The sequence below is a fragment of the Buttiauxella sp. AC038 genome, from assembly GCF_979253565.1.
Genome location: NZ_CEEDCQ010000001.1, coordinates 3,169,871 through 3,183,236, shown reverse-complemented (window position 1 = coordinate 3,183,236; position 13,366 = coordinate 3,169,871). Strand labels below are relative to the sequence as shown.

Below are 13,366 nucleotides of genomic sequence, written 5' to 3'. Positions count from 1 at the left end.
CGGATATAGGGAGAAACGATGTATTACGGATTTGACATTGGTGGCAGTAAGATGGCTCTTGGGGTCTACGACAGTGAGCGTCGTTTGCAATGGGAAAAACGTGTTCCCACCCCGCATGACAGTTATGAGAACTTTTTAGCGGCTATCGCTTCCATGGTACAGGAAGCCGATAGCCGTTTTGGTATTCAAGGCTCGGTGGGTATTGGTATCCCCGGAATGCCCGTCACAGATGATGGCACGTTATACGCGGCGAATGTCCCAGCAGCCAGCGGGAAACCGGTACAGGCCGATCTGAGCGCGATGCTCGGGCGTGAAGTACGCATGGACAACGATGCGAACTGTTTTGCGCTCTCTGAGGCCTGGGACGATGAGTTTCGTGATTACCCGGTGGTCATGGGCCTGATTCTCGGCACGGGTGTTGGTGGTGGCATCATCGTCAACGGTAAATCCATTACCGGGCGCAACTATATTACCGGCGAGTTTGGTCATACCCGCCTGCCAGTTGATGCACTGAATGTGCTGGGCCGTGATATTCCCCTCACGCGCTGCGGTTGCGGGCAACATGGCTGTATTGAAAACTATCTTTCTGGCCGTGGATTTGCGTGGGTTTATCAGCACTTCTACTCTGAACCACTGGACTCTAAAGAAATTGTTGCCCGCTATCGCGCAGGTGATGAAAAGGCTGTAGCCCATGTCGATCGCTTCGTTGAGCTGCTGGCCTGCTGTCTTGGCAGCCTGTTAACGGCAATTGATGCGCATCTGGTCGTGATTGGCGGTGGGTTGTCTAACTTTACTGAGATGTACCAGCAGCTGCCTGAGCGTCTACCTAAGTATCTTCTGCCTGTGGCAAAAGTACCGCGTATTGAACCTGCGCGACATGGTGATGCCGGTGGTATGCGTGGTGCGGCATTCCTGCATCTCACGGAGTAAATTATGCTATCGCGTCGTCAACATCGGCTAAGCCGGTTTCGCAAAACTAAGCGTCTGCTCCGTCAGCGTTTACGTCAGCGTGCTTTTTTCAGAGATATACCTGGACCCGAAGCGATGGAAAAACCCAGAGTTGTGGTTCTGACCGGCGCGGGCATTTCCGCTGAGTCAGGCATTCGAACTTTCCGTGCCACTGATGGTTTGTGGGAGGAGCATAGGGTTGAAGATGTTGCGACGCCTGAAGGCTTCGCTCGCGATCCTGAATTGGTACAGGCGTTTTATAACGCTCGCCGCCAGCAACTTCAGCAGTCGGAAATTAAACCGAATGCTGCCCATCTGGCACTGGCTCGTCTGGAAGAAGAACTGGGTGATCACTTCCTGTTGGTGACGCAGAATATTGATAACCTCCATGAACGAGCTGGCAATAAAAACATCATCCATATGCATGGTGAGCTGCTGAAAGTTCGCTGTGCGCGCAGTGGGCAAGTGCTGGAGTGGAAAGGGGATATTACCCGCGAAGACCGCTGCCATTGCTGTCAGCTTTCTGCACCGCTGCGCCCACATGTGGTGTGGTTTGGCGAAATGCCACTGGGTATGGATGAGATTTATCAGGCAATTGCTACGGCTGATTACTTTATTGCTATCGGCACCTCGGGCCATGTGTACCCAGCTGCCGGGTTCGTACACGAAGCCCGTTTACAAGGCGCGCATACTGTTGAGCTGAACCTTGAACCGAGCCAGGTTGGCAGTGAGTTCGAGGAAAAATTCTACGGCTTAGCCAGTGAAGTGGTGCCGGAGTATGTCGACCGCTTGCTGAAAGGGCTATAACAAAAAGCGGGTAGTCGATGCTGCCCGCCTATTAATATCAAAAAATTACACTCTCGCCGCGACAAATAACTTCTCTTCCCGCAAAGCCACGACAATCAAAAATAGCGAAATATACGCGCAGCAAAGCAATGCCAATGCACTGATATACCACGACAATCGGGTGACATACACTGCGCTGCAAGAGAGGATCACCATAATGATTCCAGCGTACATCGGGTGAGCTATCCACGAAAAGATCCCGCTGTGTATACGCGGTGCTTGCGGGAGGTAGTATCCCGCCCAAGTATGATGTGCCCCTAAATCGATTTTTCCTTTCACCACCAGAACGGTTCCTGCAATTGCTATCAGCAAACAAACCCAGTCCAGTGGCGTAACGTATTCCACAAGGAAAAGGCTCCAGGCGAAGGCGATTATTGGTAGTAAATAAGTCAGCCGTAAGAGTTGTATCGCTCTGATATCAATCAGTGGTTTAGCCTCAGGCTTCTCTTTCCTCGCGAGAATAAATGTGGTGAAAATACCAAGGTTGAGCAGTTGGGCCAGTATAAAGAATGTATTCATCACGATTTTCACTCAGTCTGCAACGAGCGGGTGTAGTGAGATAACGGCAACGGTCAGGCGCTCATTCAAGCGTAGAAAGAGAGGGAAGAGATACCATAAGGCGAAAGGATGAATTAAAAAGGCGGGACGATTGCCCCACCAGGTATAAAAATTAACGTCCCGCCTTCAGCTTCTGATAGTAATTCTCATAAATCGTGCTGGCATCGCCGACATCGTTCTGCCACTCACCATTTTTCAGCACCGCTTCATCCGGGTAGAGCGTCTTATCACCGGACACTTCTTTCGGCAGCAGTTTGCGTGCTTCAAGATTTGGCGTCGGGTAGCCTATGGTTTCAGCCACCTGTTTTGCCACGTCCGGGCGCAGTAGGAAGTTAATCAGTTTCAGCGCACCGTCGACGTTTTTGGCATTTGCCGGAATAGATAGGTTATCCATCCAGAAAATCCCGCCTTCTTTTGGCCAGACAATTTCCAGTGGCGTACCTGCCTGGCGTGCGACATACGCAGAACCGTTCCACACCATACCGAGATTAACTTCGCCTTCCATAAACGGATTGGCTGGGTTATCTGAGTTAAATGCCGCCACGTTTGGCATCAGTTTTTGCAACTCGTGATACGCCGCCTCAATCTCTTTTGGATTGGTGGTATTGCCGGAATAACCCAGTTTACGCAGCGCCACCTGGAACACTTCACGTGCATCATCAGTCATCAACAGGCTTTGCTTATATTCTGGTTTCCATAAATCGGCCCAACTAGTGATGGTTTTCGGGTCAATGGCATCACTATTTACGCCAATAGCCGTCGCACCCCAGATATAAGGAATGGAGTAGTCGTTATTCGGGTCAAACGGCTTGTTGAGCATCTCCGGATCGAGATTCTTGAAGTTGCTCAGTTTGCTTTTGTCGATCTTCTGGATCATGCCTTCATTGCGCATTTTCGCGACAAAGTAGGTCGATGGCACGACTAAATCGTAGGCACCTTCTTTATAGGTTTTCAGCTTGGCGTACATGGTTTCATTCGACTCGTAAGTCGAATAAATCACCTTAATACCGGTTTCTTTAGTGAACTGCTCAAGCAGGCCTGGCGGCACATACTCGGTCCAGTTATAGAAGTAGATCGTCTTGCTATCGTCGGCATGTGCAGCGCCCATACCCAGTACCAGAGCGCCCGCAGCGAGCAGGTGGCGTGGCCATTTAGTCATTTTAACGTCCCCTGAGTTTTATCACGAAGAATAAGCTGACTGGCAACGACCAGGACCAGCGAGAGTACCAACAGAATGGTAGCAAGTGCATTCACCTCGGGTGAAACACCGACCTTCACCATTGAGTAAATCTTCAACGGTAAAATTTCATAACTTGGCCCGGTGACGAACGACGAAACCACTACATCGTCCATCGAGAGCGTAAAACTGAGTAACCAGCCTGCGGCAACGGCAGGCATCGCGAGTGGCAAGAGGATCTTGCGCAGAATCGTCAGCTCGCTGGCACCTAAGTCTTTCGCCGCTTCTAACATGCGTACATCAAACCCTTTGAGGCGGGAATAGACGGTCACCACCACAAACGGCAGGCAAAAGGTGATGTGCGAGAACAACAGCGACCAGAAGCCGAGCGAAACGCCCAGCAGCATAAACAGCACCAGCAGTGAAATCGCCATCACGATATCGGGCGACATCATCACTACAAACAGCATACCGCTGACGAAAGGCTTGCCGCGAAAACGGTAGCGGTATAACGCCACCGCCGTTAACGAGCCAATTAACGTCGCCGCAGTGGCAGAAAACACCGCCATAGTCAGCGAGTGTTGAGCAGCTTGCAGCAGGCTATCGTTGTTCATCAGCAGGCTATACCACTTGCCGGTAAAGCCTTGCCAGTTGATACCGAAACGCGAACTGTTAAATGAGTTTACGATCAAAATGATAATCGGGATGTACAGATACGCGTAGATGGCGGTCATAAAGCCGCCACGGAGCAGGCGACCCATCATTCTAATTCCACCTTTTTATTCAGCAATCTGGCGGCACGCCAGTAAATCAGCAGCATCAGACCCATCACAAGTGTCAGTGTAATGCTGGTGGCCGCGCCAAACGGCCAGTCACGAATATTCAGGAATTGGCTCTTAATGACGTTGCCAATCAGCAGGTTTTTCGCGCCACCCATCAGGTCTGAAACGTAAAACAGCCCCATTGCAGGCAGCATGACCAGCAGGCAACCGGCAATAATTCCCGGCATCGTGAGCGGAATAATAATCCGGATAAAGGTCTGTAGTTTGCTGGCACCCAAATCACGCGCCGCTTCCAGTAGCGGTTTGTCGAGCTTTTCGATGCTGGAGTAGAGCGGCATCACCATAAACGGCAGCAGGATATAAACCAGGCCGAGGATGACCGCGCTTTCGGTGTACATGATTCGAATCGGGGTATCAATCACGCCGAGCCACAGCAGGAACGCATTCATATAGCCTTTGGTGCTGAGGAAAATCTTCAGCCCATAAATACGAATCAGCGAGTTAGTCCAGAAGGGAACAATCAGCAAAAACAGCAGCAGCGGGCGCACGCGTTCTGGCAGGCGAGCAAGGAACCAGGCAAACGGATAGCCCAGTACCAGGCAAGCGAGGGTGGCTATCACCGCCATATTTAGCGAGTGAAGCAGCACTTGCGCATACAGCGGGTCGGCAAGCCGGGTGTAGTTATCCAGCGTGAAAACCATGCTGACGAAATTAGCATCATCACGCGTCAGGAAACTTGTCCCGATGATCATCAGATTGGGCAAGAATACAAACAGCAGCAGCCAACCGACGATGGTGGCGATCACCAGATTCTGGAACTTACGTGAGCTCTTCATCTGCCAGCACTACCTCCCAGCTTTCAACCCAATTCACAGCCATCTTTTGATCAAGTGTATGGTCAAAATCAGGGTCGTCTTCATTGAAGAATTCGCTGACCATCACCATTTTGCCGTTTTCCAACTCAACGTTAGATTCCAGCGTCATGCCTTTATAGTTTCGTTCACGCACATAGCCAATCAAGCCATCGGCAACGTGGGTATCGTTGATCTCTTCAACACGCAGATCTTCCGGGCGCAGCAGCACTTTTAATCGTTGGCCTGCGGTGACGGGCATCGTTACGTAAATATGGCATTCGCGGCCTTCGACGTTCGCCAACACGCGCTGTTCATCTACGCGCTCAACGACGATTGCATCGAAGATATTGATTTCACCGATGAAACTCGCCACAAACAGGTTTTTCGGCTCTTCGTAGATTTCACGCGGCGTGCCGTCTTGCTCAATGTGACCATCGCGCATCACCACAATCCGGTCGGACATGGTTAATGCTTCTTCCTGGTCATGAGTGACGAAGACAAAGGTGATACCGAGTTTACGCTGCAACGCCTTTAATTCGTTCTGCATCTGCTTGCGCAATTTGTAATCGAGCGCGGAAAGTGACTCATCAAGCAGCAACAAACGGGGTTTGTTGACTACCGCACGCGCAATCGCCACGCGCTGTTGCTGGCCGCCAGAAAGCTGATGCGGTAAACGTTGCGCAAATTCCTCAAGCTGCACCATTTTCAATGCGTCATTCACGCGCGGAGGTATTTCGGCGGCAGGTGTTTTCTGCATTCTTAAGCCGAATGCCACGTTTTCAAAAACGGTCATATGAGGGAAGAGAGCGTAGCTCTGGAAGACGGTGTTGACGTGGCGATGCTCAGCCGGAACCCGCGTAATGTCCAGGTCCTCAAGACAGATAGTCCCGGAATCAACGCTTTCCAGCCCGGCAATTAAGCGCAGCACAGTGGTTTTGCCACAGCCGGAAGGGCCAAGGAGTGTCAGGAATTCACCATCATTAATGGTGAGAGATAAATCAGAAATAACGGTTTTGCCATCAAAGCTCTTTCTTACTCCCACCAGTTCTACCAGCGGAGAGAGCGAACATTGCTGTTTATTCAATTTTTTACGCTGTCCCATATAAGACGCATCAAATTGCGGGCTGATGCGGGGTTTGTGATTAACCACCTTGCGGTTTCTGCACGTTTAAGTAAGGGCAGGCATTCTACGGCAAAGCATTGAAATCGCCAATCCTTGATGCTTTCCTGGCGATTGATTATGAAGATGTTTAAAGCAGCAAACACCAAATCCTCTCGCATTGCATTACATTCGTGACTATTTTCAACACTACCAGGCTAAAAGTGACCTAACGCAATATTTGCATCTGTGGCTTACTGATAATGAAGTCACAAAAATTGAGGGTAGCGCGACATGGATAAATTACTTGAACGTTTCTTACATTATGTCTCTTTGGATACGCAGTCCAAATCCGGCGTAAAACAAGTTCCCAGCACTGAAGGCCAGTGGAAGTTGTTGCGGTTGCTAAAAGAACAAATGGAAGATATGGGTTTAGTGAATGTGACTATTGCTGAGCATGGCACAGTCATGGGAACACTTCCGTCTACCGTCGATAAAAAAGTCCCGGCTATTGGTTTTATTTCTCATGTGGATACCGCGCCTGATTTTTCGGGCAAGAACGTTAATCCGCAGATTGTCGAAAATTATCGTGGTGGTGACATCGCACTCGGAATTGGCGATGAAGTGCTGTCTCCAGTGATGTTCCCCGTACTACACCAGTTACTTGGGCAAACGCTGATTACCACCGATGGCAAAACGCTACTCGGCGCGGATGATAAAGCCGGTATTGCTGAAATCATGACGGCTCTGGCTGTTCTGCAAGAGAAGAAGATCCCGCACGGTGACATTCGTGTGGCGTTCACGCCGGATGAAGAAGTGGGCAAAGGTGCAAAGCACTTTGACGTTGAAGCATTTGATGCGCGCTGGGCCTATACCGTAGATGGCGGTGGTGTTGGCGAGTTGGAGTGTGAAAACTTCAATGCCGCATCGGTCACTATCAAAATTGTTGGCAACAATGTTCACCCGGGTTCTGCTAAAGGGGTGATGGTCAACGCACTTTCGATTGCCGCGCGCATTCACGCTGAAGTGCCTGCCGATGAAAGCCCGGAATGTACTGCAGGCTACGAAGGTTTCTATCATTTGCACGGAATTAAAGGCTCGGTCGATAAAGCGGAAATGCACTACATCATCCGCGATTTTGACCGTGAACAATTTGAAGCACGTAAACGCAAGATGATGGATATCGCCAAAAAAGTCGGCAAAGGTCTGCACCCGGATTGCTATATCGAGCTGGTGATCGACGACAGCTATTACAACATGCGCGAAAAAGTCGCCGAGCATCCTTATATTATTGAAGTGGCGCAGCAGGCAATGCGTGACTGCGACATCGAACCGATCATGAAACCGATTCGCGGCGGCACCGATGGCGCACAACTGTCATTTAAAGGTTTGCCTTGCCCGAACTTGTTCACCGGTGGCTACAACTACCATGGCAAACACGAGTTTGTGACGCTGGAAGGGATGGAAAAAGCGGTGGCGGTGATTGTGAGAATTGCGGAGCTGACGGCGAAGCAGGGTTGATATAACCAATTGCTGGTGGGGCAGTCGATAATAAAGGGGCGGAAGCCCCTTTATTATTAGCTTATGAGTAATATGACAGTCTGTTTAGTGCCAGAAGCGGACCTGTTTGAATAGCCCAGAACGATAGTACCCGTCCGTCTGGAGACTTCTCACCCTGATTTGTTGTCATTGTCATACCGCACGAATTACTTATTCATCACTCTATAACTGACGAAAAGTTTGCTATATGCTTTTATCTAGCGCACTATATAATCATCAACAAGATAATGGGTTGGCATATGAACATGCAGTCACGACAGGAAATAGGGACACAACTTTCTTTTGCGCTCTATGGTGCGGCGAGCCGCATGAACCGGTTACATAAGCCGTTCCTGGATCCGCTGGGCCTTACCTTTCCCCAGTATCTGGTCATGCTGGAGTTGTTTAACGGAACCCCACGCACCGTGGGTGATATTGGGAATAAGCTTGGCATGGACACCGGCACCATTACTCCCATTCTCAAAAGACTTGAGGCTGCCGGACGCATAACCCGCACGCGGGATCGCGCAGATGAAAGGCGGGTTCTCATTACCCTCACCGATGACGGGCTCGCGTTGCAAAGCGAGCTGTGGCGCGTAACCGAAAGAATCAAATCAGCCTGTCAGTTATCGGATACAAAGCTCGAGGAGTTACGAGATACCCTGAATAGCTTTGCCCATCCCGCTGATAACTGATCATCCTCCACTCAGATAAAAGGTACTGGTATGAAAATAGGCATTATTGGCGCCGGAAACATTGGTGCGACGCTGGCACATAAGCTCTCTGTGCAGGGCCATGAGGTCAAACTGGCGAACTCAAGAGGACCGGAAACCATTGTAGAGTTGGCGCGAAGAGTGGGTGCGCTGGCGGTTGAGCGCCAGGAGGCCGTACGAGATGTGGACGTCATCATCTTCTCTATACCCTTTGATAAGCATGCTGAATTGGCTGAACTCTTGCGTGATGTTCCGGAAAGCGTCGTCGTCATTGATACCTCTAATTACTACCCCTTCCGCGACGGGGACATTGAAGAGCTCCGTGAAGGCAAACCTGAAAGCGTGTACGCCAGTGAAATAGTCAAACGCCCTCTTGTCAAAGCCTGGAACGCTGTTCTGGCCCAGACGCTTCAAGAGAAAGGGCTGGCTGCCGGTTCACCGTCGCGTATCGCTATCCCGGTTGCCGGCGACAGTCCGGTAGCAAAATCTGTTGCGCTTGAACTGGTCAGTCAGACCGGTTTCGATGCAGTAGATGCCGGTACACTTAGCGAATCATGGCGGCAACAGCCCGGCACGCCAGCCTACTGTACTGAGCTAAAAACCGGAGAGCTTGAAGCAGCCCTTAAGGCAGCGGATAAAACTCGCGCTCCACTGAACAGGGATGCGTTGATCAGGGAGTTTATGTCTGCAGGCGAACAACTCACTCATGATGCTATCGTCAAACGTAACCGTGCAGTAACGGCCTGAGCCAAAAAGGGAAAATTATGATTAGTAATGAAAAGTACCGGATTGCTGTTCTGGGAACCGGCCACATCGGTAAAACGCTTGCTCGCAGTCTCGCATCTGCCGGTTACTCCGTTAAGGTCGCCAATTCACGCGGACCTGAAACGATATCCCCCGACGTGGTTGAAACGGGCGCTGAAGCAGCTGATGCAGTCAGTGCCATGCAGGATGCACAGGTTGTCATCCTTTCCATACCTATGGCAAAGCTTGCGGATATCGCTCCTCTGATCCGGAAATTACCCCAGCATGTTATCGTTGCTGATACGTCTAACTATTATCCACATCGCGACGGCAACATTGATGCGTTCTCAGATGGGGAGGTCGAAAGCGCGTGGGTGGCGGATCTCCTGAACCGTCCGCTGGTGAAGGCCTGGAATGCAATAGGTTCAGATTCTCTCGCTACAAAAGGTACAGCAGAGGGCACGGCAGGACGAATCTCAATTCCGGTGGCTGGGAATATCGAAGAGCACAAGAAAATGGTTATGCGTCTTGTCAGTGATACGGGGTTCGACGCCTTCGATGCAGGTACTGTTGAGGAGTCATGGCGTCAACAGCCGGGTGCACCTTGCTACTGTACTGACCTCACATATGATGAAATGAAGTCAGCTATCGCCGCAACGGAAAAAACACGGCTGCCTGCGCGTCGGGATATTGCTGTTCAGGCTATTCAGGAGCGAATGGGCGATAAGCGATCCAATCCGACTGCAGATTATATTGTTCGATTACACCGGGCTCTTTTTATGTAATCCGTAAGCCATATTTCATTTATCGATGCATGAGCGAAAATGCAAACGTCTGCTGATCGCTCATAGCTGCCCGTCAACTTTGTGCCAGAAGCGGACCAAAGAATATGTGTTAATTGTTGATAACCGAATAAGGTTCTTATCGCTACTTTCTCTCTATCTGCCTTTGAGAGCAGCGGCAGTTTGAATACCTTCACTACCGAACGATCTATAACCACACTTAACATGCGTGGCACCTCTGCCATAAGCAGTGAGGGCTCTCACAAAAATCGCTTCCTATAAGAGTAATACCCCGTTATCAGATCAATGAAAAACGTGAGCATGATCATCTGAGTTGAGCCAGATTAAGTTCGCTGAGGAGCCACGTTTTGAACACCTCCAGCGCAAAATGCATGTGCTGATGCTGCGGAAAAACCAGATAGTGTCCAATGTAATGAATTTCACTGGTGCTACTAACCAGCGGGCAAACCAGCCTGCCGCTTGCTATTTCCCGTTCTGCAAGCAGCTTTGATTCGAGTACCACCCCTAATCCGTCAACTGCTGCGGCAATTGCCATAAAACTGCGGTCAAACTGAAGCCCATATTGACGGGGCGGCTTCATGTCATTCGCCTGAAACCATCCTTTCCACTGATACAACTGCACATCGCACTGAATTAATGTGAGCGCATAAAGATCTTCCGGTTTCCGAAGGCGCTCAGCCAGCTGTGGGGAACATAGTGGCGTCAGTTCTTCAACCGCGAGAGGGATTTTCTCATAAGGTGATGGACGGGGCTCGCCGTAGACGATATCCAGGTCAAAGTCATCCTGTTCAAAACGCGCGTATTCAGTGCTGGCTGAAAGCCGCAGATCGATATGAGGATTCTCGCGTATGAAACTGCCGAGACGTGGTAACAGCCACTGATGGGCAAAACTTGGGGCTGTATGAAGGCGCAGAGGTCTGGATTCATTGGCCGTGACTAATGAAAGGCCCTGCTCCAATTCGTTAAACCCGCGTTGTATATGCTCAAGCAGTATTGACCCTTCTTTCGTTAGCGTGATTTCCCGCGTGCTGCGATGAAAAAGCCGGACCTGCAGCAAATTTTCGAGTTTGCGAATGGCATGACTAATTGCGCTGGGCGACAGTTCCAGCTCAGTGGCTGCCAGCGCAAAACCACCTGTACGTCCCGCCGCTTCAAAAGCCCGCAAAAGGTTAAGAGGCGCTTTTCTTAAGAGTGTCATTCATGAATCCTTTTCAGCAGTTGCTGCATTTATTGCTTTTGTCAGTCTTACTCTGAACAGCATAACCTCATCACATACCGCAACAGGCGGGGATTCATAATGCGTTACCTCTTAAAACAGAGCCGTAACCGCTTATGAAAGATGACTTCATACGTGAATAAGCTAGCACACTGTATGGGCGTCACCTATCCGCGATCCCTGACTGTTTTGTAATCACCCTTATAAGGAGCAGCAAATGAGCATGATTGCAGATCCCGCCATCGCATCAGCTGATTCACTTAACAAACTTGCCCGGCATGCCTGGCATATACGCCGCTTTGCCCTGAGGATGGGGGAAGTGCAGGGTCAGGGATACATTGGTCAGGCGCTGGGTCTTGCCGACGTGCTGGCTGTGGCCTGGTGCCACGCCATGCGCTTTGATCCTGAAAATCCGGAATGGGAGGGACGGGACCGCTTTCTGCTCTCCCATGGCCACTATGCCATCGCCCTTTACGCAGCGCTGATTGAAGCTGGTGTCATCCCTGAAGAAGAGCTGGAAACCTACGGCTCGGATGACAGTCGGCTGCCGATGTCAGGAATGGCAACCTATACGCCAGGTATGGAAATGTCCGGTGGCTCGCTAGGTCAGGGACTTGCCATTGCCACAGGTATGGCGTTGGCGCTACGTCATAAAGGCAACTCAGCTTTTGTATACAACTCCATGTCGGACGGTGAACTTGATGAAGGTGCAACATGGGAAGCCGTCATGTCAGCGGCGCATCACCAGCTCGATAACCTGATAGCCCTGGTTGATATTAATCAGCAGCAGGCTGACGGTCCCTCACAAAAAATAATGGGTTTTGAACCTCTGGCCGATAAGTGGCTGGCGTTTGGCTGGGATGTACAGCGCGTTGATGGTAATGATATTGCAGCAGTCAAAGCGGCATTTGACCGCGCGCGTCAGCTGAAAGAGCCCAAACCGCGCGTCATTCTCCTGGATACCCTAATGGGTAAAGGCGTTCCCTTTCTGGAAGCGCGTGAAAAAAACCATTTTATCCGCGTTGATGCAGATGAGTGGCAAAAAGCAATCGCCATTCTTGATAAAGTAGAGGAGGAGCGCGCATGAGCAGCGTCACAGAGAAGAAACCCCGTTTAACCACCTCGGCCATGATTGCTTCCATCGCAGCAGAAGGTCAGAAAACCGTGTCGGCACCCTTTGGTCATGCACTCGTCAAAGCGGCACAGGGCCGGCCTAATATCGTTGGCCTTACCGCCGATCTCTCTAAATATACTGATCTGCACATCTTCGCCCAGGCCTTTCCTGAACGCCATTTCCAGATGGGGATGGCGGAACAGCTGCTCATGGGTGCGGCGGGCGGCATGGCCAAAGAGGGCATGATCCCTTTCGCCACCACTTATGCCGTTTTCGCTACTCGTCGCGCTTACGACTTTATTCATCAGGTGATAGCAGAAGAGAACCTCAATGTGAAAATCTGCGCGGCATTGCCGGGTCTCACCACGGGTTATGGCCCCAGTCATCAGGCAACCGAAGATATCGCATTAATGCGCGGAATTCCTAATCTGACCATCCTTGATCCCTGTGATGCTCTGGATACCGAACAGGCCGTCGCCGCTGCGGCCGATCATAACGGCCCTGTGTACATGCGCCTGTTGCGTGGAAAGGTGCCGTTGGTACTGGACGAGTACGATTATCAGTTTGAACTGGGGAAAGCCAAACTCCTGCAGGACGGGCGTGACGTATTGCTTATCTCCAGCGGCATCATGACCATGCGGGCGCTGGAAACAGCAAAAGCGCTGGTGCAGGACAAGGTGGATGTCGCCGTGCTGCACGTGCCGACCATTAAGCCTCTCGATACGGCCACCATTCTTGAACAGTGCCGCCGCAGCGGACGTCTGGTAGTGGTTATTGAGAACCACAGTGTAGTTGGCGGACTGGGTGAAGCAGTAGCGACGACATTAATGCGTGCACAGGTCATGCCTGCGTTCCGTCATATCGGGCTGCCGGATGAATTCCTGGCCGCAGGTGCGCTGCCGACGCTGCACGATCGCTATGGCATTTCTACCTCATCCCTGATCAACGCCGTTAAAGGCTGGCTTGCATAAGG

General features: G+C 50.9%; 14 protein-coding genes. 8 read left to right on the top strand and 6 right to left on the bottom strand.

All coding sequences use genetic code 11. The features are described 5' to 3' along the window. Nucleotides 1-18 precede the first annotated feature (18 nt). Both nagK and cobB read left to right on the top strand, forming a co-directional pair. The gene (gene nagK, locus AC0IXI_RS15250; RefSeq protein ID WP_064517965.1) at nucleotides 19-930 is read left to right on the top strand and encodes an N-acetylglucosamine kinase; all 912 of its coding nucleotides are present in this window, start codon (nucleotides 19-21) and stop codon (nucleotides 928-930) included. 3 nt (nucleotides 931-933) lie between these two features. Further along, a complete protein-coding gene (cobB, locus tag AC0IXI_RS15245) occupies nucleotides 934-1,755 on the top strand; it encodes a Sir2 family NAD+-dependent deacetylase (RefSeq protein WP_064517967.1) in 822 nt (273 codons plus the stop codon). A 45-nt stretch (nucleotides 1,756-1,800) separates the two neighbouring features. On the opposite strand, the gene AC0IXI_RS15240 is transcribed toward cobB, so the two are convergent. From AC0IXI_RS15240 to potA, 5 genes are all read right to left on the bottom strand, one after another. Beyond that, a complete protein-coding gene (locus tag AC0IXI_RS15240) occupies nucleotides 1,801-2,313 on the bottom strand; it encodes a methyltransferase (protein ID WP_471682723.1) in 513 nt (170 codons plus the stop codon). Nucleotides 2,314-2,464: 151 nt separating this feature from the next. Next, on the bottom strand, nucleotides 2,465-3,511 hold the full coding sequence (gene potD, locus AC0IXI_RS15235) for a spermidine/putrescine ABC transporter substrate-binding protein PotD (RefSeq protein WP_064517970.1): 1,047 nt from the start codon (nucleotides 3,509-3,511) through the stop codon (nucleotides 2,465-2,467). Beyond that, nucleotides 3,508-4,293, bottom strand: coding sequence for a spermidine/putrescine ABC transporter permease PotC (gene potC / locus AC0IXI_RS15230; protein WP_232865515.1), 786 nt, complete (start codon nucleotides 4,291-4,293; stop codon nucleotides 3,508-3,510). Before potC ends, potD begins: the two co-directional genes overlap by 4 nt. Beyond that, the gene (gene potB, locus AC0IXI_RS15225) at nucleotides 4,290-5,147 is read right to left on the bottom strand and encodes a spermidine/putrescine ABC transporter permease PotB (protein WP_064517974.1); all 858 of its coding nucleotides are present in this window, start codon (nucleotides 5,145-5,147) and stop codon (nucleotides 4,290-4,292) included. Before potB ends, potC begins: the two co-directional genes overlap by 4 nt. After that, nucleotides 5,131-6,267 (bottom strand): spermidine/putrescine ABC transporter ATP-binding protein PotA, encoded by a 1,137-nt coding sequence (potA, locus tag AC0IXI_RS15220; RefSeq protein ID WP_422567945.1) that lies wholly within the window; start codon nucleotides 6,265-6,267, stop codon nucleotides 5,131-5,133. The genes potB and potA overlap by 17 nt, the downstream gene beginning before the upstream one ends. 291 nt (nucleotides 6,268-6,558) lie before the next feature. Between potA and pepT the strand changes: the two genes are divergently transcribed. From pepT to AC0IXI_RS15200, 4 genes are all read left to right on the top strand, one after another. After that, nucleotides 6,559-7,785: a peptidase T gene (gene pepT / locus AC0IXI_RS15215; protein ID WP_471682722.1), complete on the top strand. Its 1,227-nt coding sequence runs from the start codon at nucleotides 6,559-6,561 to the stop codon at nucleotides 7,783-7,785. Between the two features lie 278 nt (nucleotides 7,786-8,063). Beyond that, nucleotides 8,064-8,498 carry a MarR family winged helix-turn-helix transcriptional regulator gene (locus AC0IXI_RS15210; protein WP_181540659.1) on the top strand — a complete coding sequence of 145 codons (435 nt, stop codon included), beginning with the start codon at nucleotides 8,064-8,066 and terminating at the stop codon, nucleotides 8,496-8,498. A 30-nt stretch (nucleotides 8,499-8,528) separates the two neighbouring features. Further along, nucleotides 8,529-9,263, top strand: coding sequence for an NADPH-dependent F420 reductase (locus AC0IXI_RS15205; RefSeq protein ID WP_413497789.1), 735 nt, complete (start codon nucleotides 8,529-8,531; stop codon nucleotides 9,261-9,263). Between the two features lie 17 nt (nucleotides 9,264-9,280). Further along, complete coding sequence (locus tag AC0IXI_RS15200) at nucleotides 9,281-10,045, top strand: NADPH-dependent F420 reductase (protein ID WP_413497788.1); 765 nt, start codon at nucleotides 9,281-9,283, stop codon at nucleotides 10,043-10,045. A gap of 322 nt (nucleotides 10,046-10,367) precedes the next feature. Here the strand turns inward: AC0IXI_RS15200 and AC0IXI_RS15195 are convergent, their stop codons facing one another. Beyond that, nucleotides 10,368-11,261: a LysR substrate-binding domain-containing protein gene (locus AC0IXI_RS15195; protein ID WP_133522838.1), complete on the bottom strand. Its 894-nt coding sequence runs from the start codon at nucleotides 11,259-11,261 to the stop codon at nucleotides 10,368-10,370. 241 nt (nucleotides 11,262-11,502) lie between these two features. Here AC0IXI_RS15195 and AC0IXI_RS15190 point away from each other — a divergent pair, with 241 nt between their 5' ends. Together AC0IXI_RS15190 and AC0IXI_RS15185 are read left to right on the top strand one after the other, a co-directional pair. Continuing rightward, a complete protein-coding gene (locus tag AC0IXI_RS15190) occupies nucleotides 11,503-12,366 on the top strand; it encodes a transketolase (protein WP_133522876.1) in 864 nt (287 codons plus the stop codon). Further along, entirely contained in the window at nucleotides 12,363-13,364 is a 1,002-nt protein-coding gene (locus AC0IXI_RS15185) for a transketolase family protein (protein WP_413497787.1), read from the top strand. Before AC0IXI_RS15190 ends, AC0IXI_RS15185 begins: the two co-directional genes overlap by 4 nt. The last annotated feature ends 2 nt before the right edge of the window (nucleotides 13,365-13,366 follow it).

Excerpts from the sequence above, each read along its gene's own strand:
- nagK (WP_064517965.1), top strand. The coding sequence starts at position 19 with ATGTATTACGGATTTGACATTGGTGGCAGTAAGATGGCTCTTGGGGTC.
- cobB (WP_064517967.1), top strand. The coding sequence starts at position 934 with ATGCTATCGCGTCGTCAACATCGGCTAAGCCGGTTTCGCAAAACTAAG.
- AC0IXI_RS15240 (WP_471682723.1), bottom strand. The coding sequence starts at position 2,313 with ATGAATACATTCTTTATACTGGCCCAACTGCTCAACCTTGGTATTTTC.
- potD (WP_064517970.1), bottom strand. The coding sequence starts at position 3,511 with ATGACTAAATGGCCACGCCACCTGCTCGCTGCGGGCGCTCTGGTACTG.
- potC (WP_232865515.1), bottom strand. The coding sequence starts at position 4,293 with ATGATGGGTCGCCTGCTCCGTGGCGGCTTTATGACCGCCATCTACGCG.
- potB (WP_064517974.1), bottom strand. The coding sequence starts at position 5,147 with ATGAAGAGCTCACGTAAGTTCCAGAATCTGGTGATCGCCACCATCGTC.
- potA (WP_422567945.1), bottom strand. The coding sequence starts at position 6,267 with ATGGGACAGCGTAAAAAATTGAATAAACAGCAATGTTCGCTCTCTCCG.
- pepT (WP_471682722.1), top strand. The coding sequence starts at position 6,559 with ATGGATAAATTACTTGAACGTTTCTTACATTATGTCTCTTTGGATACG.
- AC0IXI_RS15210 (WP_181540659.1), top strand. The coding sequence starts at position 8,064 with ATGAACATGCAGTCACGACAGGAAATAGGGACACAACTTTCTTTTGCG.
- AC0IXI_RS15205 (WP_413497789.1), top strand. The coding sequence starts at position 8,529 with ATGAAAATAGGCATTATTGGCGCCGGAAACATTGGTGCGACGCTGGCA.
- AC0IXI_RS15200 (WP_413497788.1), top strand. The coding sequence starts at position 9,281 with ATGATTAGTAATGAAAAGTACCGGATTGCTGTTCTGGGAACCGGCCAC.
- AC0IXI_RS15195 (WP_133522838.1), bottom strand. The coding sequence starts at position 11,261 with ATGACACTCTTAAGAAAAGCGCCTCTTAACCTTTTGCGGGCTTTTGAA.
- AC0IXI_RS15190 (WP_133522876.1), top strand. The coding sequence starts at position 11,503 with ATGATTGCAGATCCCGCCATCGCATCAGCTGATTCACTTAACAAACTT.
- AC0IXI_RS15185 (WP_413497787.1), top strand. The coding sequence starts at position 12,363 with ATGAGCAGCGTCACAGAGAAGAAACCCCGTTTAACCACCTCGGCCATG.